The 24,712-nt window shown below is 74.4% G+C and carries 16 protein-coding genes; 7 read left to right on the forward strand and 9 right to left on the reverse strand.

The window, feature by feature from the left end; all coding sequences use genetic code 11:
• Window positions 1–82: 82 nt before the first annotated feature.
• Window positions 83–703 (forward strand): cholesterol catabolism transcriptional regulator KstR, encoded by a 621-nt coding sequence (gene kstR, locus L3i22_RS41925; protein ID WP_221322990.1) that lies wholly within the window; start codon window positions 83–85, stop codon window positions 701–703.
• Window positions 704–783: 80 nt separating this feature from the next.
• Here the strand turns inward: kstR and L3i22_RS41930 are convergent, their stop codons facing one another.
• Window positions 784–1,215 carry an SRPBCC family protein gene (locus tag L3i22_RS41930; RefSeq protein WP_221322991.1) on the reverse strand — a complete coding sequence of 144 codons (432 nt, stop codon included), beginning with the start codon at window positions 1,213–1,215 and terminating at the stop codon, window positions 784–786.
• Window positions 1,216–1,310: 95 nt separating this feature from the next.
• On the opposite strand from L3i22_RS41930, the gene L3i22_RS41935 reads away from it, so the two are divergent.
• From L3i22_RS41935 to L3i22_RS41945, 3 genes are all read left to right on the forward strand, one after another.
• Window positions 1,311–1,955, forward strand: a complete 645-nt coding sequence (locus tag L3i22_RS41935) for a hotdog domain-containing protein (RefSeq protein WP_221322992.1) — start codon at window positions 1,311–1,313, stop codon at window positions 1,953–1,955.
• Window positions 1,956–2,087: 132 nt separating this feature from the next.
• Window positions 2,088–2,729, forward strand: coding sequence for a hypothetical protein (locus L3i22_RS41940; protein WP_221322993.1), 642 nt, complete (start codon window positions 2,088–2,090; stop codon window positions 2,727–2,729).
• 75 nt (window positions 2,730–2,804) lie between these two features.
• Window positions 2,805–3,257 carry a hypothetical protein gene (locus L3i22_RS41945; RefSeq protein ID WP_221322994.1) on the forward strand — a complete coding sequence of 151 codons (453 nt, stop codon included), beginning with the start codon at window positions 2,805–2,807 and terminating at the stop codon, window positions 3,255–3,257.
• 7 nt (window positions 3,258–3,264) lie between these two features.
• Here L3i22_RS41945 and L3i22_RS41950 read toward each other — a convergent pair whose 3' ends face one another.
• Window positions 3,265–6,231, reverse strand: coding sequence for a tetratricopeptide repeat protein (locus L3i22_RS41950; RefSeq protein WP_221322995.1), 2,967 nt, complete (start codon window positions 6,229–6,231; stop codon window positions 3,265–3,267).
• Window positions 6,232–6,315: 84 nt separating this feature from the next.
• Between L3i22_RS41950 and L3i22_RS41955 the strand changes: the two genes are divergently transcribed.
• Window positions 6,316–6,705 (forward strand): cellulose binding domain-containing protein, encoded by a 390-nt coding sequence (locus L3i22_RS41955; protein WP_221322996.1) that lies wholly within the window; start codon window positions 6,316–6,318, stop codon window positions 6,703–6,705.
• An 81-nt stretch (window positions 6,706–6,786) separates the two neighbouring features.
• Here the strand turns inward: L3i22_RS41955 and L3i22_RS41960 are convergent, their stop codons facing one another.
• Entirely contained in the window at window positions 6,787–7,410 is a 624-nt protein-coding gene (locus tag L3i22_RS41960) for a response regulator transcription factor (protein ID WP_221322997.1), read from the reverse strand.
• A 61-nt stretch (window positions 7,411–7,471) separates the two neighbouring features.
• Complete coding sequence (locus L3i22_RS41965) at window positions 7,472–7,813, reverse strand: hypothetical protein (RefSeq protein WP_370644289.1); 342 nt, start codon at window positions 7,811–7,813, stop codon at window positions 7,472–7,474.
• 173 nt (window positions 7,814–7,986) lie between these two features.
• On the opposite strand from L3i22_RS41965, the gene L3i22_RS41970 reads away from it, so the two are divergent.
• Window positions 7,987–10,215 (forward strand): BTAD domain-containing putative transcriptional regulator, encoded by a 2,229-nt coding sequence (locus L3i22_RS41970; protein WP_255657570.1) that lies wholly within the window; start codon window positions 7,987–7,989, stop codon window positions 10,213–10,215.
• Window positions 10,212–13,553, forward strand: coding sequence for a BTAD domain-containing putative transcriptional regulator (locus L3i22_RS41975; protein WP_221322998.1), 3,342 nt, complete (start codon window positions 10,212–10,214; stop codon window positions 13,551–13,553). The genes L3i22_RS41970 and L3i22_RS41975 overlap by 4 nt, the downstream gene beginning before the upstream one ends.
• Here the strand turns inward: L3i22_RS41975 and L3i22_RS41980 are convergent.
• The 5 genes from L3i22_RS41980 to eccB are packed head-to-tail and all read right to left on the reverse strand — an operon-like array spanning window position 13,523 to window position 24,710.
• Window positions 13,523–15,007 carry a protein kinase gene (locus L3i22_RS41980; protein WP_221322999.1) on the reverse strand — a complete coding sequence of 495 codons (1,485 nt, stop codon included), beginning with the start codon at window positions 15,005–15,007 and terminating at the stop codon, window positions 13,523–13,525. The two genes, L3i22_RS41975 and L3i22_RS41980, sit on opposite strands and share 31 nt — an antisense overlap.
• Before the next feature lie 9 nt (window positions 15,008–15,016).
• Window positions 15,017–17,257, reverse strand: a complete 2,241-nt coding sequence (locus L3i22_RS41985; RefSeq protein WP_221323000.1) for a hypothetical protein — start codon at window positions 17,255–17,257, stop codon at window positions 15,017–15,019.
• A 26-nt stretch (window positions 17,258–17,283) separates the two neighbouring features.
• A complete protein-coding gene (locus tag L3i22_RS41990; RefSeq protein ID WP_221323001.1) occupies window positions 17,284–20,544 on the reverse strand; it encodes a right-handed parallel beta-helix repeat-containing protein in 3,261 nt (1,086 codons plus the stop codon).
• Window positions 20,541–23,213: a hypothetical protein gene (locus tag L3i22_RS41995; protein WP_221323002.1), complete on the reverse strand. Its 2,673-nt coding sequence runs from the start codon at window positions 23,211–23,213 to the stop codon at window positions 20,541–20,543. The genes L3i22_RS41990 and L3i22_RS41995 overlap by 4 nt, the downstream gene beginning before the upstream one ends.
• A 3-nt stretch (window positions 23,214–23,216) precedes the next feature.
• Window positions 23,217–24,710 carry a type VII secretion protein EccB gene (gene eccB / locus L3i22_RS42000; RefSeq protein ID WP_221323003.1) on the reverse strand — a complete coding sequence of 498 codons (1,494 nt, stop codon included), beginning with the start codon at window positions 24,708–24,710 and terminating at the stop codon, window positions 23,217–23,219.
• Window positions 24,711–24,712: the final 2 nt, after the last annotated feature.

Consider the following 24,712-nt stretch of genomic DNA (forward strand, 5'->3'; position numbering starts at 1 on the left):
TGGGTCAACATCGATCGCCGCAACAGGCCGTCAACATCCCGTTGCTAGGCTGGTGGGACCACAGCGCCGCGAGAGGCAGACCATGGCTGCACCGAGAACCAATACCAGTATTCGCGCAGCGCGCAGCACCATCGACACCGAGCAGGGCTCCGCCGCGCAGCGCGACAGGCGCCGCCGGATCCTCGAGGCCACGCTGCTGCTCGCGTCGAAGGGTGGCTACGACGCGGTGCAGATGCGCACCGTCGCGGAGCGCGCCGAGGTCGCCCTGGGCACGCTGTACCGGTACTTTCCGTCGAAGATCCACCTGCTGGTGTCGGCGCTGGCCGCAGAGCTGGAGAAGACCCAGGAGAAGCTGGAGCGCAAGCCGATCCCCGGTGACAACCCCGACGAGCGCATGCGGTTCGTGCTCAGCCGGGTGACCCGGGCGATGCAGCGCGAGCCGCAGCTCACCGAGGCGATGACCCGGGCCTTCATGTTCGCCGATCCGTCCGCGAGCGCCGAGGTCAACGCCGTCGCGCGACTGATGGAGGACATGTTCACCCGGGCCATGCACGACGGCGAGCCGACCGCCGACGACCGGGCCAAGGCGCGGGTCATCGGCGACGTGTGGCTGTCCAACCTGGTGGCCTGGGTGACCCGCCGCGCCTCGGCGAACGACGTGATCAACCACCTGGAGCTGGCGAGCCGCCTACTGCTGCGCTAGCAACCGGGCCGGGTGCGAGGCACGGTCAGGAGTGTGGCCGGCCGCGCCGCACCCCCGGCCGCCGGCAAAACGCGGCCCGGTCACTCGGCCAGCGCGACCAGTTTCGCCAGGGCCTGCTGACCCGCGGCGCCGGCCTGCTTCTCCAGCATGGCTGCCATCGGGCCCTTCAGGGCCGGGCCGATGAACTCCATCTCGTAGGTGATGTGCGAGCCACCGTCGGCCGCCTCGATCACGAGGAGATTCTTCGCCTTGACGCCCATCGGCCCGTCGCCGTTCTGCTCGAGCCGGCTCGGCGCGGCCGCCGTGATCACCCGCCACGCCATCTCGGCGGGCATGCCCATCAGTTTGACCTTCTGCCGATACGTGACGCCCGCGCCGAGGCTCTCCGGCAGATCGCCGACGAATCCCTCGTGCATCGTGTTCCATTCCGAGACCCGTGACAGGTCCGACACGACATCCCAGACCCGCTGCGGATCCGCCTTGGCATCGGCCTCAACGGTCACCTTGGCCATCCCGCGCCTCCTCCGGTTTACCAACTAGAACAGGTTATAGCAGTGTGACTTGATTCACTAGTTGCTCACCACCCATCGGCGGCGATGCTGTTGTCATGGAAGGACAAGCGGTGACCCGTCGACGCGAGGCTGTCAGCGAGCTCGGCGACGCCCTGCGATCCCTGGTCGAGCACGCCACCATCACCGAGGCCCAGACCGACGACCTGCTCCACGCCGCCACCGAGATCCGCGCCGTGATCGCCCGGCTCGGCTCCCGGGTGCGCGGCCACAACACGCTGTCCAGCGCCGACGACCTGCTCGGCGGCGTCCGGATGTACAACCCGGTCACCGGCTCCGGCAGTGCCCTCGCCCCGCCGGTGCACGTCGAGGTGGTCGCCGGCGAGGCGATCGGCCGGTGCACGCTCGGCCTGGCCTTCGAGGGGCCACCGATGTTCGCGCACGGCGGCGTCAGCGCGATGCTGCTCGACCAGATCCTCGGCCACGCCGTCGTCGCGTCCGGCAATCCCGGCATGACCGTCCGCCTGGACACCAGCTATCGCGCGCCGGTCCCGCTGCTGACCCCGCTGCTGCTGCGCGCCGAGGTGCGTGCGGTGGACGGCCGCCGGGTGACCGCCACCGGCACCATCGCGACCGCGGCCGAGCCGGGGACCGCCCTGGTCACCGCGACCGGCATGTTCGTCGGCCTGCGCGCCGAGCAGACCCACCGCCTGTTCGGTCCGGTCCTGCACCCGAACCCCTGACACCGCACGCGTGCCGCGCCGGGCTCAGGTTCCTTACCACCCCTCGCGTCCAGGTGATGTCCAGTGCCCGTCCAGCGCCGCTGAATAGCTTCTTCCGCAACGGATCCAGCAGCGGAAACAGAAGGAGGGGACATGCGCCGTCGCATGTGGAAAACCTGGGCGCGGACCGCAATGGCGATCACCGTCAGTGTCGCGGCCTTCGCCGCCGGCGGGGCTCTGGCGCTCACCGGCCCGGCCGGCGCCGTCGGCACGACCGGCCGGACCGACTCCTCGGTCATCGACGTCACCAACGGTGACTTCAAGGTCATCCTGTCGAACAGCAAGGTCGCGAGACTGGCGGCCGCGGACCAGATCACCGCGTTCCACGGCTTCAGCAGCCTGCAGAACCTCGTCATCCAGTCACAGGGCTTCGATCTCGAAGGACGCATCCAGGGCACGCTCCGGACGTACGACTTCAAGAGCCTGTGGACGGTCTACAACCTTCCGTCGTCGTCCGGCTGGAAGGTGTGGGCGCTCAGCTTCAAGAAGGACACCAGCCAGAGCGTCCTGAAGGAGACGTTCCGCTCGGAGCAACTGATCGACGTCAACATCGACATCAAGTTCAAGGTCTCGGCCGCCGCGCTGAACGGGGTGTCCACCCTGCGCATCGGGTTCGAGACGCTGCGCCTGCAGCTCGACGGCACGACCAAGGACTTCACGGTGGTCAACGGGGCTTCCGGTGGCGCCAAGGATCAGAACAACGGCGACGTCCCGGTCGACTTCGAGGAGCTCTGACCGGCGACTCCCGACGGCGGCGACCGGTGCCTGGACCGGTCGCCGCCGTCACCTCTACGAGCCGAGGAGGCCGACATGTCATCCGTACTGCCGAGACTCGCCATGGTCACCATGTCCGTCGCAACGCTTCTGATCGGCGGCGCCACCGCCGCCCTCGCGGACGGTGCGCGTTTCGTGCCGGAAGCCACCGGGGCCGGCTGGGACGGCGCCGTCGCCACCGTCACGTTCCAGGAGGTGGACGTGGCTCTGGAGTCGGCGGTGACCACGATCTCCGTCCAGGTGACCGCCGACGTGGACGCCACCTGCGAGCGGGGCGCCTCGACGATCCACCCGCACCGGTCGGCGACCGCCCTGGACGTGCGGGACCATCCGATCAGCGACGACGGTGTCGTCGAAGGCGTCGCCGCCGTGCCGCTCGCGGTGGCCGGGCTGAAGGTCCCCGGCTACACGTGCGTGACGACGCGGGTGTCGCTCATCGCGACGCTGGAGGACTTCTGGACCGGCGCGACACTCACCCACCCGGGCTGACGAACCGCTACCGCGCCGGCCTGGTGATCGCGCTCGACGCGACCGGCGGTTGCAGGCCGGCCTGGGCACGGACCTGCTCGTACCGGTTGCCGATCTCCTCAGCGAGGCGTAGCGCGGACAGGTGGTGCGCCCGCGCCTCGCCGGGGCGGCGCCGGGCCGTGGCGACCTCGCCGAGACTGTTCGTCACCCGCGCCTCGCCGGCCCGTTCCCCGATCCGCCGGAACAGCGTGAGCGCCTCGCCGAGCCGGTCGAGAGCCCGTTCCGGCTCGCCGCGCAGCAGGTCGACACCGCCCAGGCCGTCCAGGGCGTACGCCTCGCCGGCCGGCTCGGTCGCGCCACGGAACAGGGTGAGGGCCTTCTCGTGCTGCTCGCCCGCCTCGTCGTACCGGCCGAGGGCGGACCCGACATGACCCAGATACACCAGCGCGTAGGCCTCACCCACGACGTCGCCGACGTCCCGGCAGATGGCGGCCGACGCGCGCAGGTTCTCCGCGGCCTCCGCGAACCGGCCCTGACGCAACCGCACCTGGCCGAGATTGCCCAGGCCGCGCGCCTCGGTACCCCGGTCACCGGAGTCGCGGGCCAGGGCGATCACCTCGGTGAGCATCCGGGCGGCGTCGTCGTAGCGGCCCAGCCACTGATGGACGTGCCCGAGATTGCCGAGCGCGCGCACCCGGACGGAGTCGTCCGCGGCCTCGCACGCGAGCTCCAGCGCTCGCTGCAGCTCGGCGGTGGCCTCGGCGTACCGGCCCTGCTGAATCGCGACGACGCCGATGTCGATCCGCAGCCGTGCCGCGCTACGGCTGTCCGGCAGGCTCTCGGCGGCCCGCAGCGCGTGCTCGTGAAGGGTGACGGCGTCCGCGTAGTGGCCGCCGCTCTCCAGATAGCGCAGCAGCACCAGGGCGAGCCGCACCGGGTACCACTGCTGGCCGTGCTCCGCCGCATGCACGGCGGTGGCGACCAGGTTGGCGCGCTCGGCGTCCAGCCAGGCCAGGGCCGTGCTGTTCCGCAGCGGCGCGGACGCCGTCGCGGGGCGCGGCACCCGGGGACGCCGGCCACGCTCGGCGGGATACAGCACGTCCATCGCCGTGGCCGCGGTGTGCAGATAGAACTCCAGGACGCGGCGCGGCAGGTCGGTCTCGCCGTCGCGGGCGGCCAGGTCCTTCGCGTACGCGCGAAGCAGGTCGTGCATGGCGTAGCGGTCGCCGTTGCGCTGCACCAGGTGCCTGGCGGCGAGCAGGGCCAGGCTCTCCCGCGCGGCCGCCTCGTCACCGCCCGCCTTCGAGTCACCGCCCGCTTCGTCACCCCCGACCGCTGTCCCGCCATCGCCGGCCTCGTCGCCGAGCAGGGCGGACGCGGCGAAGCCGTCCACATCAGCGCCGGGGTGCAGGCCCAGCAGCCGGAACATGCGGGCCGCGCCGGGCGGCAGGTCCCGGTACGACCAGGAGAACACGACGCCCATGTCGGAATGCGGATCCCCGGTCGACAACAGCTCCAGCCGCCCCCGGTGATCAGCGAGCTCACCCGCCACCTCGGACAGGGTCGCCGGTGTCCTCCGCTGCACCAGCTCCGCCGCGATCCGCAGGGCGAGCGGCAACCTGGCGCACTGCGCCACCAACGCCTCGGCGGCGCCGGTGTCCGCTGTGACCCGATCGCCCACCAGCCGCCGCAGCAGGGCCAGCGCGTCCTCCCTCCGCAGGACGTCCAGGTCCAGCCGCCGCGCGCCGTACCGCACGATCAGTCCGGGAAGGCTGTCGCGGCTGGTCACCAGCACGGCGCTGCCGACCGACCCGGGCAGCAGGGGCCGGATCTGGTCGACCGAGGCCGCGTTGTCCAGCAGGATCAGCACGCGGCGCCCGTCGAGCAGGCTGCGGTACCGGGCGGCGCGCTCCTCGACGTCGCCCGGCACCTGCTCGCCCGGCAACCCGAGCGAGCGCAGGAACCGGGCCAGGGCGGCGCTCGCGGACACCGGCTGCTCCGGGTCGTAGCCGCGCAGGTCGATGTAGAGCAGGCCGTCCGGGAAACGGTCCCGGGCGCGGTGCGCCCACCGGGTGGCCAGTGCGGTCTTGCCGACGCCCGCGGTGCCGGAGACGACGGCGATCACGACGGTGTCCCGTTCCGGCGCGGTGGTCAGCCGGTCGAGCTCGCCCAGCTCGAATGCCCGCCCGGTGAAACCCGGCACGTCGGCCGGCAACTCGGCGGGCGTCTTCCGGTCCCGCACGGTCACCACGTGTGGTCGCGCATCCTCGTCCAGCAGCTCCTGGTGGGCGGCGGTCAGCTCCGGCCCCGGGTCGACACCCAGTTCGTCGGCCAGCCGGCGCCGCACCGCGTGATACACGGTGAACGCCTGCGCCCTGCGCCCGGCGGCGGCGTACGCCCGTACGAGCCGGGCCTGCCCCACCTCGTCGAGCGGATCGGCCGCCGCGGCCTCCTCGAACGCGCTGATCGCCCGCTCCACCGCCCCGGCCGCCAGCATGGCCGCGCCGAACCGGCCCAGGGCCGCCCGGTGCTCCGCCGCGATCGACAGCACCTTCGGGTGGCCGGCCAGCACGGGCAGGTCGGCGAAGGGCCGTCCCTGCCACAGCGCCAGCGCCTCGGTCAGAGCCGCCACCTCCTCGTCGCCGCCGGCCTGCCGGACGAGACGACGGAAGCGCATCATGTCGATCTGGTCGACGGGGACGCCGAGGCGGTAGCCGTCCCCCAGATAGGGCAGCACCGCACTGCGAGAGTGCGGGGCCCGATCGGGCTCCAGCAGCCGGCGCAGCCGCTTCACGTGCGTCTGGATCACGTTGACCGCGCTGGCCGGCGGCTGTTCGCCCCAGAGCGCGTCGATCAGGTCGGCCTGGCCGACCGGCTGCCCACCGGCCAGCACCAGCAGCCCGAGCACGGCCCGTTGCGCGGGCGGCCCGAGCGGAAGGGGCTCGTCATGGAGCCAGGCGTGCATCGGCCCGAGCACCTGGATCCGTAGCGTCATCCCGCGTCCAGTCCTCGTCCAGTCCGGCAGTCAACACTGGATCGGCGAGATTTTATCGACGAAATCCGATGTAGAGGAGTCGCAATGTCGCGAATCGGACGAGCGATGCTGGGCGCGGCGCTGATGATCCCCGGCGCCGCCACCCCGGCCGGCACCGCCGCGGTGTGCGAGGTGGCCTACCGGATGTCCGCCTACACCGGCGGCTTCACCGCCGGGATCACGGTGCTGAACATCGGCACGGAGACGATCAACGGCTGGACGTTCCGCTTCCCGCTGGACGCGACCGCGACGGTCGTCGAGATCTGGAACGCCGTGCTGCTCTCGGCCACCGACGTGGTCACCACCCGCGACAAGAGCTGGAACGCCGTGGTCCCGCCCGGCAACTCCATCACCATCGGCTTCCGCGCCACCGGCGCCAGCGCCACCCCGTCGAGCTTCACCGTCAACGACCTCCCGTGCCGGGTCGCCCCCTGATCCGGTCACGGACGTGGCTCGACCTAGCGCGAACGGGGAGCCGGGCAGTCCCCCTCGAACCTCCCGGCTCCCCCGCTCGGGTCAGATCATCCCGGCCCGCAGCGCATAGGCCACCGCGTGCGACCGGTTGCGCAGGTTGAGCCGGTGGGTCAGCCCGTGGATCACGTTCTTCACGGTCCGGTCGGAGTAGCAGAGCCGACCGGCGATCTCGTTGGTGTCCAGCCCCTCGGCCATCAGCCGGAGCACGTCGATCTCGCGGGTGGTCAGGCCGGAGGCGTTCAGGCCGTGCGGCGCGAGCACCTCGCGCTGGAGCCGTTCGATGTGCTTGAGCAGCTCGCCGACCAGGTTCGGCGGCATCACCCCGCCGCCGTTGGCCGCGGCGATCGCGCTGCGCACGAGCCGTTCGGCGGTGACCGCCGACCGGTGCAGGATCGCCACCACGCGGCACCCGATCGCGGTGAGCAGCTCCGACTCGGTGATCTCGTTGATCACCAGCACGACCGGCAGGCCGAACTCGGCCGACGCCTGGCGCAGCGCGGCCACCGCCTCGGTGGAGAACCGGTCGCAGGCGAAGACCAGGGTCTGGCCACCGGTCCGGTCACCGGGCTGCACCACGGCCACCCCGGGGCCGCTCTGGAGAAGACTGGCCAGTCCCGCATGACTGACCGGGTCCGATGCCTGGAGAACCACCCGAACCCGTTCCACTGCCCACCTCCGCTGTATCGAGACGCGGCGACAGTCTCCGGAAGTGATCTTCAGAAAATCTTCAAGCCCCGGACGGAACCCGGGCCCGGCGGAGCGCCTCGATGTATTTCGGCAGCTCGACCAGGGCCTGTTCGAGCCGGCCGGGGGCCATCTGGTCGGCCAGGACCGCCGTCGAGACCTCGTCGGCCAGGTCGTCGCGAAGCTCGTCGACCCAGCCGGTCGGCATCTGCTGCCAGATCCGGATGACCCGCAGCCGGGCGCGCACCTCCGAGAGGGTCCGTTCCAGACCGGCGATGACCGCGTCGGCCTGGCCCGCCTCCACCGCCAGCCGGCCCTCGTCGGCGAGGGCGAGCATCAGCTCGCCCGCGAACGGGTCGGTCGGGTAGTCGGATGGCGCCGGCACGCGACGAGTCCACCAGTGAACCGGCCACAACGGAACCCTCTGTTCGGTCATCCTGCCCGACTCGTCACCCGATCTTGCCCGGGACTGCGCGGGCGGACTGGCGATCGCCCGCGAGACCGACTACAAATGTGAACATGCCAGGTCATTGCGTCACGTTCCTGGTGTGCCGCTGAGTGATAGATCTTCACCTGCTGGGGCCGGTACACGCGCGACGGGACACCACCGACATCAATCTCGGGTCCGCGCGAAGCACCGCCGTGCTCTGTGTCCTGGCCCTCGACACCGGACACGCGGTCTCCCGGGACCGGCTGATCCACGCCGTCTGGGGTGCGGACGCGCCGGCCAGCGCGATGGGCAACGTTTACACCTATGTGAACGCGCTCCGCCAGCTCCTCGAGCCGGACCGGGACCGCCGGTCGTCGAGCCGGCTGCTCAACTCCGGGGGCGGGACCTACCAGCTGGACCTGCCGGCCGAGTCGATCGACGCGTACCGGTTCGAGGCGCTGCGCGAGACCGCGCGCCGGCACCGGGCCGCCGGTGACAGCGAGGCCGAGCTGGCCGCGGTCCGCGACGCCGGCGCCCTGTGGCACGGCGACGCCCTGGCCGGGGTGCCCGGCCCGTTCGCCGAGGCGCAGCGACTGCGGCTGACCGAGCTGCGGATCGCCACCGCGGAACGGCACGCGGCGCTGCTGACCGCGGCGGACCGGCACGAGGAGGCCGCCGGGGTGCTGCGGGCGCTGGTCACCGCGTACCCGGAGCGCGAGGACCTGCGCACGATGCTGGCCGGGGCGCTGCGCCCGGCCTGGCGGCAGGTGCCGATGACGGTCACCCCGTTCGCCGGCATCCCCACACTCGGGCCGCGCCGCGACCGCCCGGAGGCCGAGCGGCCCACGCTGCTCGGCCGGCAGCACGAGATCGACCGGCTCCGGCGGATCGTGGCCGGCGCCGCGACCGGGCAGGGCCACCGGCTACGGATCGTGGGCGCCGCCGGGATCGGCAAGTCGGCGCTGCTCACGGTGGCGCTGCGGGACGCCGTACCCAAGCAATGTCTTCTGGGTTGGGTGGTCGGTGATGAGCTGGCCGGACGCGGGCCGCTCGCGATGCTGCTGGAATGCGTGGACGCCGCGCTGGCCGGGACCCCGGCCCGGCATCTGGCCGCCCAGCTGGTCACCGTGGCCGGCGACGCCGCGCACACCGCACCGGAGGCGACCGTCGCCGCGGCCGTCGACCTGGTCCTGCGGGCCGCCCGGGAGGCTCCGCTGATCCTGGTCGCCGACGACCTGCACTGGGCCGACCCGCTCACCCGGCGGGTCTGGGACGAGCTCGGGCAACGGACCGGCGAGGTGCCCCTGGTGCTGATCGCCACCGAGCGGACCGCGCCGGCGCCCGCGCGCACCGGCGACGACGTGCTGACCGTGCCGGCGCTGCCGCCCGCCGCGGCGACCGCGCTGGTCCGGGCGATCGCCGCGGCGCCACCCGACGCGCTGCGGCTGGCCCGGACGCTGGACGAGGCCGGTGGCAATCCGTACTACCTGCGGCACCTGGCCGCCGGGGAGACGGTGGCCGACGGGCTGCCGGCCGCGGTCGGCGCGCATCTCGCGCCGCTCGGCGAGGGCGCCCGGGAGGTGCTGCGGGCGGCGGCTTTCCTGAGCGCCTACGAGCTGGCCATCCCCGGCCCGCAGCCGATCGGCTGCACCCTCGCCGCGCTGACCGCCGTCGCCGACCGGTCCCCCGCCGAGCTGTCCCGCGACCTCGCGCCGCTGCTGGCCGCCGGGCTGCTGGCCAGCAGCGGCGAGCGGGTGGTCTTCCCCTACCGGGTGGTGGCCCGCACCCTGCACGAGGGGACGCCGGCCGCCCTGCGGATCCCGGTGCACCGGTCGCTCGGGCTGCGGCTGGCCGCGGCCGGCGCGCCGCCCGAGGAGGTGGTGGTGCAGTTCCTGGCCGGCAAGGTGCCCTTCGACGGCGCGATCGGGACCTGGCTGGCCGGGCACGTGGAGCGGCTGGCCGAGCGCGCCCCGATGGTCACCCTGACCGTGCTGCACCGGGCGCACGCCGAGCAGGGCCTCGATCCGGAGCTGCGGATCCCGCTGACCGCGTGGCTGGCCCGGCTGCTGCTGCGGCAGGAGCGCAACGCCGCCGTGCCGGCCGCCTGGGTGGCCGCCCGGACCACCGATCCGGGGCTGGAGGGCGAGATGGTGTGGACCGCGGCGCGCGCGCACGAGCGCCGGGGCGAGGCGGAGACCGCGGCGGCGCTCGCCCGCGGGGCGCTGCGGGCCGGGCGGATCGCCCCCGAGTGGGCCGAGCGGATCCGGGAGCTGCTCGACCGGGTCCGGTCGCTGCTGCCCGGGGATCCGACCGAGCCGTACCTTCCGCGCCCCCGGATCCTGGACGGCGACCGATGACCACCCCGGCGCTGCGCGTCTCGGTGCTCGGGCCGGTGCGCGCCTGGGCCGGCGAGCGGGAGCTGTCGCTCGGCCCGGCCCGGCAGCGGGCGGTCTTCGCGATCCTGGCCGCGGCGGCGCGGCCGGTCGGGCGCGACGAGCTGATCGAGAGCGTCTGGGGCGCCGCGGCGCCGGCCACCGCGAACGGCAACCTGTACACCTACGTCTCCGGGCTGCGCCGGGGGCTGGGCGCCGGCCTGCTCACCTCCGGCCCGGCCGGGTACGCCCTGCGCCTGTCCCCCGGCGACCTGGACAGCGCCCGGTTCGACCTGCTCTGCGCCGAGGCCACCGCGCAGCACCAGGCCGGGCGGCCGGCCGGCGCGGCCGCGACCCTGGACGAGGCGCTGCGGCTGTGGCACGGGGAGGCGTACGCCGGACTGGCCGGCCACCACTTCGAGCTGGAACGCGCCCGCCTGGCCGAGCGCCGGCTGGCCGCGGCCGAGCAGCGCGCCCGGGTGCTGACCGAGCTCGGCGACGACAGCGTGGTGGCCGAGCTGGCCGGCCTGGTCCGCGACCATCCGCTGCACGAGCCACTGCACGCGCTGCTGGTCGGCGCCCTGCACCGGGCCGGGCGGCGGGCCGAGGCCCAGACGGCGTACCGGGCGGCCCAGGAGACGCTGCGCACCGAGCTCGGCGTCGCGCCCGGGCCGGAGCTCGCCGCGCTGCACGAGCGGATCGTCGCCGAACCGGGCGGTCCACCGGCCGCCGAGCCGGCGCCGCTGCTGCGCGTGCTGCCCGAGCCGGTCGCCGACGACCTGCGGCGCAAACCGCGCAACCGGGTGCCCGGTGGCCGCGACGCCGAGCTGAACCGGTTGCACGGCATGGTCGCCACGCTCGCCGCCGGCCGGGGCCGGGCGGTGTGGATCGAGGGCGAGCCCGGGATCGGCAAGAGCGAGCTGATCGCCGCGGCCTTCGCCGGCGCCGGCACCCGCGGCTGCCAGCTGGCCTGGAGCATCGCCGGGGGCGACGACACGATGAGCCGCGCGCTGGGCACGGCCGGCCCGGACGGGGACGGGGTCCTGGCGTACGTCCGGACGTTGTGCGCCGTCGCCCCGCTCGTCCTGATCGTCGACGACCTGCACCGGGCCGGCGACGTGAGCCTGGCCGTCTGGGCGCGGCTGACCGCGGTCACCCGGCAGCTGCCGCTGCTGCTGGTCGCCGCGACCCGGCCGGACGCGCACGACGGCCGGCTGGCCGGCCCGCGCCGGGGCGTGCAGACCCGCCGGGGGCATCTGATGCACCTCGGCCCGCTGCCCACCGAGGCGATCGAACGGCTGGTCGCCGACCTGGCCGGAGCCCCGCCCGGGCCGAATCTGGCCACCGTCGTCCCGCTCTCCGGCGGCAATCCGCTCTACGCCCGGGAGATGACCACCGCGCTGCTGCGGCTCGGCGCCGTCGAGGTGACCGGCGGCGTCGCCGAAATTCCCGGCTTCTCGCTGGTCCAGGCGCCGCCGTCGCTGCTGGCCACGGTCCGCTCGGCGGTCCTGGGGCTCTCCCCCGGCACCCGGGACGTGCTGCGCTCGGCCGCCCTGCTCGGCCCCCGGTTCGCCGTCGACGACCTGGCCGCGGTCACCGGCCGGTCACCGCTCGGGCTGCTGTCCACCCTGGAGGAGGCGTTCGCCGCCGACGTGCTCGCCGACGCCGGCGCCGACCTGGTCTTCCGGCATCCGGTGCTGCGCCAGGCGCTGTACGAGAGCATCCCGGCCCCCGACCGTCCCGCCCTGCACCGGCACACCGCCGAGGTGCTGCACCGCGGCGGCAGCACCGTCACCCGGGTCGCCGAGCAGCTGATCGCCCAGGGTCTGGTCCCGGACGCCTGGGTGGTGTCCTGGCTGACCGAGCAGCACCCCGAGCTGGCCCGGCGCGCCCCGCAGGTCACCGCCGAGCTGCTGCACCGGGTGCTGGACTCCGACGTACCCGGCCCGGAGCAGCGGGAACGGCTGCTGATCGCGGCGGTCCGGCTGGACTTCCGGCACGAGCGGCAGCCGGTCGAGCGCACCCGGGAGGCCGCCCGGGTGGTCACCGACCCGGCCGAGCGCGCCGAGATGCGCCACCTGCTGGCCACCATGATCCATCGGCAGGGCGAGACCGCGGCCGCCGTCGCGGTGCTGGCCGGCTCGCTGTCCGACCCGGAGGTGCCGGCGCTCTGGCGGACCCGGCACCGGGTGCTGCTGGCGAACTTCCGCCGCGGGCCGCTCGACGACCTGGACGAGGCGGACCGGTCGGCGGCCGCCCGCAACGCCGCCGCGCTCGCCGAGGGCAAGCCCTACGAGGCGGTGTACGCCCTGCAGACCAGCTGGCTGACGCACTCCATCCGCCGCGACCACGAGCGGGCCCTGGACTACGTCGACCGCGCGCTGGACATCATGCGCGACCACCCGGCGTTCACCGCCATGTACCTCGACCTGCTCGACAACCGGACGTTCACGCTGCAGAACCTGGACCGGCTGGCGGACGCCGAGGGCACCCTGCGCGAGGGCGCGCTGTTCGCCCTGCGCCACCGGCTGCCGTCCGGCCTGCACGTCGCCACGGTCGTGCAGCACTACTGGCGCGGCCGGTGGGACGACGCGCTGGCCGAGGTCGGCACGGTCACCGACGGGCCGCGCTCCACCCTGCTCGGGATGCGCGAGCCGGCCGCGGTCACCACGCTCCTGCACGGGGTGGCCGCGCTGATCGCCGCCCAGCGCGGGGACGCCGTGCTGACCGGCGGGCACCTGGGCTTGGCCGAGGCGCTGCCGGCCAGCGACGCGGAACGGGAGAGCAGCGACTTCCAGCTGGTCGCCCGGGCGCTCGCCGCCGAGCAGCGGGGCCGGGCCGAGGACGCGGTGCGGATGCTGGAGCCGCTGCTGGTGCCCGACTTCGCGCCGCTGATGCTGCGGCACCAGTGGCTGCCGTACCTGACCCGGCTCGCCCTCGGCCAGGGGCACCGCGACATCGCCGAACGGGCCGCGGCGCTCTGCGCCGAGGAGGCCACCAAGGAGGTACGCCGGGCCCGGGCGCACGCCGCGGCGGAACGTTGCCGCGCGCTGCTGGCCACGAACCCGGAGCCGGCCCTGGGTGCGGCGGCGCACTACCGCCGGGTCGGCCGGGTCACCGAGCTGGCGGTCACCCTGGAGGACGCGGCGGTGCTGCTCGCGGCGACCCGGCGACCGCACGAGGCGGCCCGGGCCGGCGCCGAGACGGTGGAGCTGCACGCCGTGCTGGGCGCGCGGTGGAACGAGCGGCGCACCCGGGCCCGGCTGGCGGAGTTCGGCGTCGAGCCGGCGGCTCAGCGGACCTCGATCTCGAACAGCGAGTAGCCGTACGTGCTGTTCCGCTTGGTGCCGTAGAGCCGGACGTAGCGGCCGGGGACCGCGTCGAGCGGGACGGTCACGGCGCCGCCCACCCCGGACGCCGTCGAGTAGACGGTCTTCCACTTCGCGTTGTCCGCCGAGACCTGCACCCGGTAGGCGACGCCGTAGGCGTGCTCCCAGCGCAGCACGACCTGACTGAGCCGGTACCGGGCGCCCAGGTCGACGGTGAGCCACTGCGGGTCGCTGAACGCGCTGCTCCAGCGGGTGGCCGGGTCGCCGTCGACGGCGTATCCGGCGGCCCACGGGTCGCCCTCGCTGCCGGACGCGGTCACCGGCCGGCCGAGTGCCAGGTTGCGGCCGGACGGATTGGTCTTGCCCGGCACGGCCGTACCGGCGGGTTTTGTCGGTTTTGTGGTCTTTGTTGGGTTTGTCGTGGCCAGTGGCGTCGTGCTGATCTCGGCCGGTACCGGTGCTCCGGTGGGGACCGGCGCTTGCGCCGCGACCTCGGGCACGCCGCCGGACAGGGCCACGGCGACCCCGACGGTCGCGATGACCGCGGCCACCGCCGCCACCACGGTCACCGCCCGTCGCTTGCCCGCGACCGGAGGCACCGGCGGCACCGGCACCGGGTGGTCACCGACGAGCATGCCGAGCAACTGCTGGGCGGTCGGCCGGTCGGCGGGCTCCTTGGCCAGGGCCAGCCGCACCGGGGCGCGCAACGACTCCGGCAGGCCGTCGAGGTTCGGCTCCTGGCTCAGGATCCGGCCGATGGTCGAGGACGGCGAGTCCCCGCGGAACGGGGTGCGGCCGGTCCCGGCGTACGTCATCAGACAGCCCCAGGCGAACACGTCCGCGGCCGGCGTCAGCGACCCGCTCGGGTCGGCCGAGAACCGCTCCGGCGCCATGTACGGCACCGTGCCGACCAGCACGTCGGCCTGGGTGTGCCGGCTGGTCGCCTCGAACGCCCGGGCGATCCCGAAGTCGATCACCTTGGGGCTGCCCGGCGGCAGCAGCACGTTGTCCGGTTTCAGGTCGCGGTGGATGACCCCGGCGCCGTGGATGCCGGCCAGCGCCGTGGCCACCCCGACCGCGAGCGAGTCCAGGGCGCCGCCGCGCAGCGGGCCCCGCTCCTCGACGACCTCCTCCAGGCTGGGGCCGTCGACGTACTCGGTCACCAGGTACGGCGGATCGTGCTCCAGGTCGGCGCCGACGAACGCGGCGGTGCAGAACGCCGGCACCTCCCGGGCCCGGTCCACCTCGCTGCGGAACCGGCCGGCGAACTCCGGGTCGGACGCCAGGGTGGCGTGGATCAGCTTGATCGCCACGTACGTGCCGTCGTCGCTCTCCGCGAGGTACACCACCCCCATGCCGCCCGAGCCCAGCCGGCCGACCAGCCGGTACTCCCCCAGCCGGTCCGGGTCGGCCGCCCGCAGTGGACTGACGCGGTAGGCAGTGTCCACACACTCTCCTCAGACGCGGGTCAGGCCCGGCAGCCCGGTGAAACGATCCACCGAGGCGGCGCCAACCCGTTCGACCGGCGGGGTTTCCGCCCACTTCTCCAGGCTGCGGTGCATCGAGGTGAGCGCGATCTCGTCGAACGACACCCGGTTCGTGGCCACCACGCCGTCGTCGGACATCTCGTTGAGACCCATCTCGCGGAGCAGGATCATCCCACGCCGCCCGGCCGCCGGTTCGGCGACCTCGAGCACCTTGAACGGGGTGCCGGGCACGAACAGCACCCGGTCCCGGACCGCGAAGGCGTCGTCCGGTTCGAGCAGCGCGGTACGCCGGCCGGCCAGCGACCAGATCACCACGTCGGTGTCCCCGGTGAGCCCCGCGCAGGGCGCCGTCAGCGCGCTGACGAAGCCCCGGTCCCGGACCGCGAGCCGCTCCCGGTAGGCCGCCCAGTCCGCGGCCCCCGGGGTGGTCCGGTAGATGCTCGCGCCCCGGTGCGAGGGCAGCCGGGCGACCCCGGACAGCACGCAGCGGCCGAGCGGCACGTGGGTGCCGCCGGCGCCGGAGCGCAGCCCGGCGTTGATCGCCGCGCCCCGCTCGCCGAGGAAGAGCCGGACCGCGATCGAGTCGGCGACGTCGGCCTGCAACCGGGGGTTCTCCGAGTGGATCCGCTCGACCGGCTCGGCCAGCTCGGCGAAGGCGCCGCCGAGATCCTCCCGGAGCCAGGCGCGCTCGGCGCCGATCTCTTTTCCCCCGGCGACCTCGACGGGCGCCGTCCAGGTCAGGTCGACGTCGACCGGCGCCACCGACAGCGGCGCCACCACCGGGTGCTCCGCGGTGTCGGCGGTCAGCGCGGCCAGCGCGCTCCGGTGGATCTTCGCGGTCGCGCCCTCGGTCCACTCGCCGCCGTCCAGCGCGGTCACCACCGGCCGCCGGATCTTCGCGGTGGCGCCCTCCCCGGCCGACGCGCCGTCGAAGCCGATCACCCCGGCCGGCCCGAACTCCCCGGCCCGGGACGCTTCCACCAGGACACCGAAGTCGCGCGCCCCCACGTCGAGCCGCGCGCCCAGATCCACCGCCAGCTCCTTCATCCGCCGGGTCCGCGCGGCCACCGTGTCGTCGTAGAACAGCGCCACCCGCTCCGCGTCCAGCACCACCTCCCGGACCCGGCCGGCGCCGGCCGGCAGCTTCGGCGGCCGCACCCAGAGCCCGGCCTGGACCACCTCGACGACGGCGTCCGGGGCGTACCAGTAGACACGCTCGTCGACCTGCTCGGCGCCGATGATCGGGGGCCGGTGCCGCAGCACGCGCGGCCTGGCGGCCTCACCGCCGGCTTTGCGCGGGGCAAAACCCAATTCGATGGCGTACGGCTCCCAGCCCAGCACGCCGTCGGTACGTACCGCCTTGATCTCGTACCGGTACGGGCTGCCGACCGGCACCCCGCTGTAGCAGACCACCGGGGATTCCAGCACGTCGGCGAGGGTCTGCCCGAACGACCGGCCGGGGTGCAGCAGCACCTCGCCGTACTGCACGAACCGGGCCCGGTCCCGGTGCTCCGGGGCCAGGTCCCGCCAGAACCGGATGATGTCGTCGAGGTGCAGCGCGCCGGTGCCCGGGCAGCCGACCAGCACCGTCATCAGCTGGTCGGTGCAGGGCACGTCGGCGACCAGCCGGTTGCGGTGCCGGGCCAGCACCGCCGGATCGCCGACCGGCCGCACCCACAGACCGCCGGGCAGCGGCTCGATCTCGCCGCTGGCGCTGGACGGCGTCACGTCGGTGATCGCGCCGTCCCACGGCGGCGCCGGGAAGCGCTTGCCGAGCACGACCGGCGGCCTGCCCTTGCGGAACCGCACCCAGCCGCTGCCGGTGGCCGAGTCGACGAACAGCGTGCCGGCGGCGCCGCGGACCAGGACGCCGTCCGGGGCGACGACCGTCCGGTTCAGGCGCTCGGAGAGCCACTGGCCGACCAGCGCGGCCATCCCGCGATGCTGACCGCACGCCATGATCCGCAGGCCGCGCCGGCGCCGCGGCAGCGCCGCGGCGATCGACTCCCACGAACTGGTCGGCAGGTCCGCGCCCAGGTCGAGGACGACGATGTCGTGCTCGGCGTCGGCCACCACCGCGAGCGCGAGGTTCTGCGCCTCCGGGCTGATCTTGTCCGGCCCGTGCAGGACGAGCGCGTTGCCGACCGTGTGCCGGACCACCTCGCCCGCGTCGCCGCCGCCACGAAGCAGTCCTCTGATGCCGAATGCCATGTGCGGCTACCTCGTTCTCCTAGTAGCTAACCCACCGACGCCAGGCCGCCCTCGGCCCGGTCGGTGAGTCCGTACGCGGTCAGTCCGCCGACATCGGCGACGGTGAGAGTGCGGGCCGCGGCGGTGCGCGCGAGCGCCGCCGAGAGCCGATGGGCCGCCACCACGGTCGGCTCGGGCAGCGTGGTGACCAGATCGGCGAGCGACGCGCGGACGTCCTCGGGCACCTCGTGGCCGCGCCGGACCAGGTAGCGCACCGCGATCTCGGCCAGCTCGGCGGTGCTGAACGCCGGGAAGTCCCACTGCTCGGCGAACCCGTCGCGCAGCGCGGGCACCTGGCGGAACAGCCCGGTCAGGGCCGACGGCTCGCCGCTGAGCACGACCATCGGATCGCCCGGCGCGGCCAGCACCGCGGCGAGCGCCTCGGCCACCTCGACCGCGTGCGGGTCGTCGCCGCCGGTGTCGTAGTCGACCACCAGCACCCCGCCCCGGGCGTCGTCGACCGCCCGGGCGACCAGGCTGCGGGCCTGCCCGGGCCACTGGGCGGCGAGCTCGCGGGAGAACGCCACCGGCACCACGTGACCGGCGGCGAGCACGCCCAGCTCGGCGAGGGCCTGGGCGTAGAGCCGGGCGATCTCGTGCCGGCCGCTGCCGCGCCGCCCGGCCAGGATCACGTTGCCCTGGTTGCCGTAGCCGCGGCGACGATTCTTCAGGTCCGCCAGGCGCAGCACGGTCGCGCCGGCCGCCTGGCGGACGCCGACCAGGCCGGCCAGCTCGCCGATCCGGCGCCAGGCGTGACTGGCGGCCAGCGCCGCGGACGGGTCGGTGGCCGCGTCCGGCTGGGCCGGGCCGGGCTGCGCCTCACGCAGCTGGGCGATCTCGGGTTCCAGGTCGGCGGCGGTCAGCCGGTTCAGCTCGGTGTCGCGCGACGGCGGGGCCAGCGCGAACCGCGACGCCTGGTTGTTGACCACCGCCTCGAACAGCTTGCGGGCGACCCGGCCGTTACCGAACGTCGGCCCCTTCGGGACCCGCTCGAAGTAGGTGTACAGCGACTGGACCGCGTCCTCGGTCAGCTCGTAGTAGTGCTTGCGGCACAGGTTGGACGCGATGGTGACCAGCTCGTCGACGCTGTAGTTGGGGAACTCCACGGTCCGGGTGAAGCGGGACGCCAGACCCGGGTTGGACTCCAGGAACCGTTCCATCAGCTCGGAGTAGCCGGCGACGATGACGACCAGCTCGTCGCGGTGGTCCTCCATCATCTTCATCAGCGCGTCGATCGCCTCCTGGCCGAAGTCCGGCCCGGAGCCGCCGGAGCCGGAGCTCAGCGTGTACGCCTCGTCGATGAAGAGCACCCCGCCGATCGCCTTGGTGACCAGCTCGGTGGTCTTGATCGCGGTCGAGCCGATGTACTGCCCGACCAGGTCGGCGCGGGCCGCCTCGACCATGTGACCGCGGGAGAGCACACCCAGCTCGGCCAGGACCGTGCCGTAGAGCCGGGCCACCGTGGTCTTACCGGTGCCGGGCGGGCCGGCGAAGACCAGGTGCCGGCTCATCGGCGGCATCGGCAGGCCCATCCCGCGGCGCATCTCCGACATCTTGATCAGGTTGATCAGGCCGGTGACCTCCTTCTTCACGCCGTCGAGCCCGATCAGCGTGTCGAGTTCACCGAGCGCGCCGGTCAGCTCGGCCCGCGGCGCCGGATCCGCGGCGGCCGGGGCCGGGGCCGGCGCCGGCTCGCCCGAGTCCAGCGTGTCCACCGTGACCTGATGCCGCTCCGGCCGGTGCACCGCCTCGCCGCCGCTGCCCCGGATCGCGCAGCCGCCGATCCGGCTGGGCCGGTCGGAGCCGACGTGCACGCCGTCGGCCGCGCTGTCCAGCACCTCGCACTCGCCGAGCGTGATCGCCCCACCGGCGTCGACCAGCACGCCGTGCCGGCGCGCGGCCCGGATCCGGGTGCGGGTGGCGGTCAGGGTGGCGCCGTCGCCGACCCGGACGCCGTCGGACCGGGGCTCGTGCACCTCGCTGTCCCGTACGCTCGCCTCCGCCCCGTCCCCGACCAGCAGGCCGCCGCCGCTGAGCCGGACCGAGACCAGCGACGCGGCGCCGGTCCCGGTGACCGCGATCGCGTGCTCCCCGGTCGTGCTGACCCGGCTGTCCTCGACGGTGATCCGGCCCTCGCCGCGCGCCTCGATCCCGACCGCCTGGCCCGCCTCGATGGTGGCGCCCCGCACGGTGGCCCGGCCGGTGCCCTCGACGACCACCCCGGCGCCCTTGGTGATCTCCGCGTGCAGCCGGGTGAACGCGACGTCCGCCGCGTTGACGGTGGCGACCCGCTCGGTGGTGCCGGTGACGGTCAGGCCCTCGAACCGGGGCGCCGACTCGCCGTCGGCGGCGATCGCGGTCGGGCTGTCGGCGACCACGCAGTCGGTCAGGTGCGGCGCGGCGCCGTCGGTGGCCCGGATCGCGATCCGGCCGGCCCCCCGGAACGTGCAGTCGGTGAACCGGGCCAGCGAACCCCCGGCCAGGTGCGCGGAGTGCGCGCCGGCGCCGGCGAACGACGACCGGCCGATCCGGACCTGGCCGGTGCCGCGCAGGAACAGGTCGACGTTGGCGCTGCCGGTGACGGTGAGCCGCTCGGCGGTCAGCCCGGCGCGCTGCTCGACCACGACGGCCGGCTTGGCCGCGTCGATGATCTCGCAGTCCTCCAGCACGCAGACCGCGTCGCCGTTGACGCAGACGCCGTTGCCGGCCACGCCGATCGCCCGGCAGCGGCGCAGGGTGAGCCGGCCGGTCTCGGTGACCACCACCGCCGACGAGGCGACGTCCTGGAAGACGGTGTCCTCGATGGTGCTGGCCCGCTCCGCGGTGACCACCACCCCGGCGCCCTTGGCACTGCTGATCGTGCAGCCGCGGGCCGCGATCGAGCCCTGCAGGCGGGCCAGCACGGTGGTCCACGACCGGCTCTCCACCCGGCAGCCGTCCAGCGCCACCTCGCCGCTGTACACGTCCACCGCGGCCAGGCTCTCGTCGTCGCAGATCAGGTGCAGGCCGCGCAGGGACACCCCGGCGCCGTTGACCACCAGGACGCTGCCGGACGCGGCGTGCACCACGACCGTCTCCGGGGCGTCCGCGGCGACGATGCTGACCCGCTTGCTGATCTGCAGGTTCTCCTCGTAGCGGCCGGCGTGCACCGAGATGGTGACGTCGTCGCCGGCCCGGGCCAGCGCGGCGGCGATCGTGGGCAGCGCGCCCGGCTCGCTGCCGCCGACCACGATCACCTGGCGGTTCATCGCATCTCCTCGGTCTGCTCGGCCTTCTTCTGCTCGGCCAGGCCCGGCACGGCACCGAAGCGCACCCGGGCCGGCTCGCCGATCCTGGACGACGGCTCGGCGCCGTCCCAGCGCGTGGCGTAGCCGTTCAGGGACTTGGTGGCCAGCTCGTCGAACGACGCCCGGTTGTCCTGCACCCGGCCGTCCGGGTCGATCTCGCTCGCACTGACCTCGCGCAGCAACAGTCGGCCACGCCGGGCGCCGTCCGGTTCCGTACGCTCAAGGATCTTGAAGCTCGTGCCGGGCAGGAACAGCACCCGGTTGCCCGCGTGGTCGTCGTCCTCCGGTTCCAGCAGCGCGGTGCGGCGCGCGGTCATCGCCCAGATCAGCACGTCGGTGTCGCCGGTCAGGTCACCGCTCGGCTCCATCAGCGCGTTCAGGAAGCCCCACTCGGTGAGCATGGTGCGACCGGCCAGCAGCCCCCACTGGTCCGCCGAGATCGAGGTGGTCAGCGACGTCGCGCCGCGGTGCGACGGCAGCCGGGCCAGGCCGGAGACCGCGCAGCGGGCCAGCGGGACGTGCGGTCCCTTGCGCGCCGAGCGCAGCGCCGAGTCGATGGCGCGGCCCTTCGCGGAGAGGTAGAGGCGGACCGCGACCGAGTCGGTGAGCGCGTCGTCCGGGCTGATGCCGTCGCCGCGCAGCAGCACCGGGTGCTGCGAGAGGATCCGCGAGACCGTGGTCGCGACCAGGTCGAACTCCTTACTCAGGGTGCGGCGCAGCCAGGCCCGCTCCTCGGTGAGGCCGCGACCGGGCGGGGGCAGGGCGGAGGTGGCGCGGTCCGGGATCGGCTGGAGGCGGGGGCGCGGTCGCTGCGCCGGCGCGGGCGCCGCCGTTGCCCGCGGTTCCTTCTTCTCCGGTACGGCGGATTCCCCCCCGGCCGGGAAGTCGGGAAGGGGCGCCTCGATCACCGGAGCGTCCACGATCGGCGCGGACCTCGCCGGGACGGCCGGCAGCGGCAGGTCCATGGCCGGCTCGACCGGTGACAGGGCGGACGGGGCGAGCGGCGGCGGGACCACCGCGGCGGCCGGCCTCGGCAGCGGCAGCGGAGGCGGCGGTGGCAGCACGAACGCGAGGTTCGGCTCCGGCTTGGTGATCGGCGGCAGCGCGGAAAGCGACACGGGCGCCGCGACGGCACGTTCCGGCTCGGCCGGCGTCTCCTCGGCCCAGTCGGACGCGACCTGCGGAACCGGCAACGCGACCGGGACCGGGGCCGCGACCGGGACCGGGACCGGGACCGGGGCCGCGACCGGGGCCACGACCGGAGCCACCGGCGGCGGTGCCTGGACCGGCGCGCTCTCCACCGCCTCCGCCACCGCGAACGGCGCGGGCACCTCCTCGCCGACCGTGCCGACGGCCCGCGCCGGCCCCCGCGACGCCGCCGCCACCACGGCCGAGGCGGCCAGCAGCTCGGTGCGTTCCCGGGTCGCCGGGTCCAACTGCGCGGCGACATCCGCCGCCAGCGTCCGCATCCGCTTCGCCCGGGGCCCGTTCGCGTCGTCGAAGACCAGGGCCGGCCGCTCCGGGTCGGCCGGCGTGGCCCGGATCCGGTCGGCGTCGCGCGGCGCCTCGCTCGGGCGCAGCCACAGCCCGGACTGCAGCACCTCGACCACCGCGTCCTCGGCGTACCAGTAGACCCCGGCGCCCAGCTCCTCCCCAAGTTCCAGGGGCACCCGGTGCCGGATCATCCGCGGGCTCGGCGCCGGCGCCGACGGCCGTTCCCGCGGCGTGTAGGCGAGTTCCTCGGCGAACGACTGCCAGCACAACCGGCCGTCCTCGTCGACGGTGAACAGCTGCGGGCGCGACGGCGGCCCGACCGGCACCCCGGCGTAGCAGACCACCGGGGCGCCCAGCGCGTCGGCGACCGCCTGCCCGAACGGGTCCCGGCCGGGGACGTCGACCGGGCCGTACCCGACGAACCGGACCCGGCGGCGGTCCTCCTCGCTCAGCCGCCGCCAGAAGCGGTGCACGTCGTCCAGCGGAAGTTTGCGGGTGCCGGGGCAGCCGAGCAGGACCACCAGGGTCCCGGGCTGGCAGGGCACGTTGGAGCGCAGCCACTCGCGGTGCGGGCGGACCGCCTCCTCGGCGGCGCTGTCGTGGATCCAGACACCGCCCGGGATCGGCTCGGCGACGCCGGTGGAGCTGGTCGGGGTGGCCTCGGCGGCCAGCGCGTCCCACTCCGGGCGGGGGAACCGCTTGCCCTCCCACTGCGGCTCCCGGCCGGGCCGGTAGCGGATCCAGCCGCTGCCCGCGCCGGAGTGCACGAACAGCGCGCCGGCGGCGGCCCGCAGCACGGTGCCGTGCGGGGCGACCACGGTCCGGTTGAGCCGCTCGGACAGCCACTGGCCGACCAGGCTGCTCGGCTCGGCGTTGTCCCCGCAGATCACCAGCCGGATCCCGGCCCGGCGCCGGCGCGGCAGCGCCTCGGCGACCGACTCCCAGGTGAGCACGGACATCCGGCCCGGCGCGTCGAGCACGACCACGTCGTTCTCCGGGTCGTGGGCCACGTTCATGGCCAGCGCCTGCGCCTGCGGGCTGATCTGCTCGGTGGAGTAGAGCACGTAGGCGTTGCCGACGGTGTGCAGCGGCATGCCCCGGCTGCCCTTGCCCCGCCACGACGACAGCACGGCCATCGGTTACCTCCCCGGCTCGGAGCTGACGCCGGCGCTCGGCGGCGGCGGCTTGAGGGTCTGGAGCTTGACGTTGCCGGGCGTCGGCGGCTGCTGCTGCGCGGCCGGCAACTGTGCGGCCGCCGGCGGTTGCTGAGCGGGTTGCCCGGCGGCGGCCGAGGTGGTGATCGCGTCGACCGCCAGGTCCGGCCCGCTGGTGATCCGCTGCAGCAGGGCCCGTGGGAACGGCACCTGGTATCCGTCCACCAGCCCGAGCGCCGAGGTCGCCTTCTTGTCGGTCAGGTGGTACTTCTGCCCCTGATCGGCGATCAGGTACGGATCAGCCGGGCTGCTCGCGGTGGCCGGCGGGATCGGGGTGACGACCATCCCGGCGCCGGCCGGCAGCCGTACGCTCCCGGCGCCGTCCCGGGCGAGCGCGGCGTTGCCGGGCGTGGTCACCACGACCCGGCTGTCCACGCTGTTCTTGCCGGACGGCGCCTGCCGCTGGCAGAGCACCAGGCCGGAGTCGTCCAGCGCGGTCGCGTCGGCGAGGCCGTCGAACGCCTCGGTCATCGACCGGTCCCCGGAGCGCGGCGCGGCGGCGACCGCCGCGGCGTCCAGCGCCACCGGCCGGCTGTGGTACGCCGCCTGCAGGAGCAGCAGCATGGTCCGGTTGACCGCGGTCAGCCCGTCCTTGCGGAGCACGAAGTACTGCTCGCCGCCGTTGGCCGCCTGGCTGAACAGGGCGCCGGCCTTGACCTGGCGCCCGTCCACGGTGACCTCGGCACTGCCGGCGCCGGGGATCTCCGGCACCTCGATCGGGTCGCCGGCCGGCACCATCTCGGTCCACGCCGCCGGGGCCGGGACCGGCACCGCGCTGGTCGCGCCGAGCGCCACCGGAATGCTCGGGTCGGTGATCAGGTGCTTGCGACCCTGCCAGATCAGGTACTCCTTCGACCCCGACGTGACCAGCGCGAACCGGTTCCCGGGCAGCTCGGTCGCGGGGGCGGCCGGGTCCAGGTTGAGGCCGATCTGGTCGCCCGCCGAGGCGCTGACCGAGCCGCCCAGGCAGGCCAGCCACGGGCCGCGCAGGATGTCGCCGGCCGCGGACGGCATCAGCTGCGGGGCGCCCGGGATCCCGATCGGCGCCCCGATCGGAACGTCCTTGAGCGAGTTGCGGGAGACCAGCTCGATCTTCGCGCCGCCGTTCAGGATCATGGCGGAGGCCAGGTTCAGCGTCGGGAACAGCCGGCCGTCGAGGTAGACGTAGCGGGTGCCGGACTCCTTCTCGACGATGATCGAGCCGCCCTTGCGCCAGGAGTTGTTGCCGCCCGGGACGATCCAGCCGTACACGCCGAAGCAGACCACCGTGAGCAGCCCGATGACCAGCCCGATGGCCAGGCCCATGCTGGTCCGGCGCATCGGGTTCTCGGCCATCGACGGGTCGCCCAGCAGCAGCGCCGAGCTCATCCGGGCCATCTGGAACTGGTGCGCGTGCACGTGGTCGCGTTGGGTCTGCATGC

The sequence above is a fragment of the Actinoplanes sp. L3-i22 genome, assembly GCF_019704555.1.
GTDB lineage: Bacteria > Actinomycetota > Actinomycetes > Mycobacteriales > Micromonosporaceae > Actinoplanes.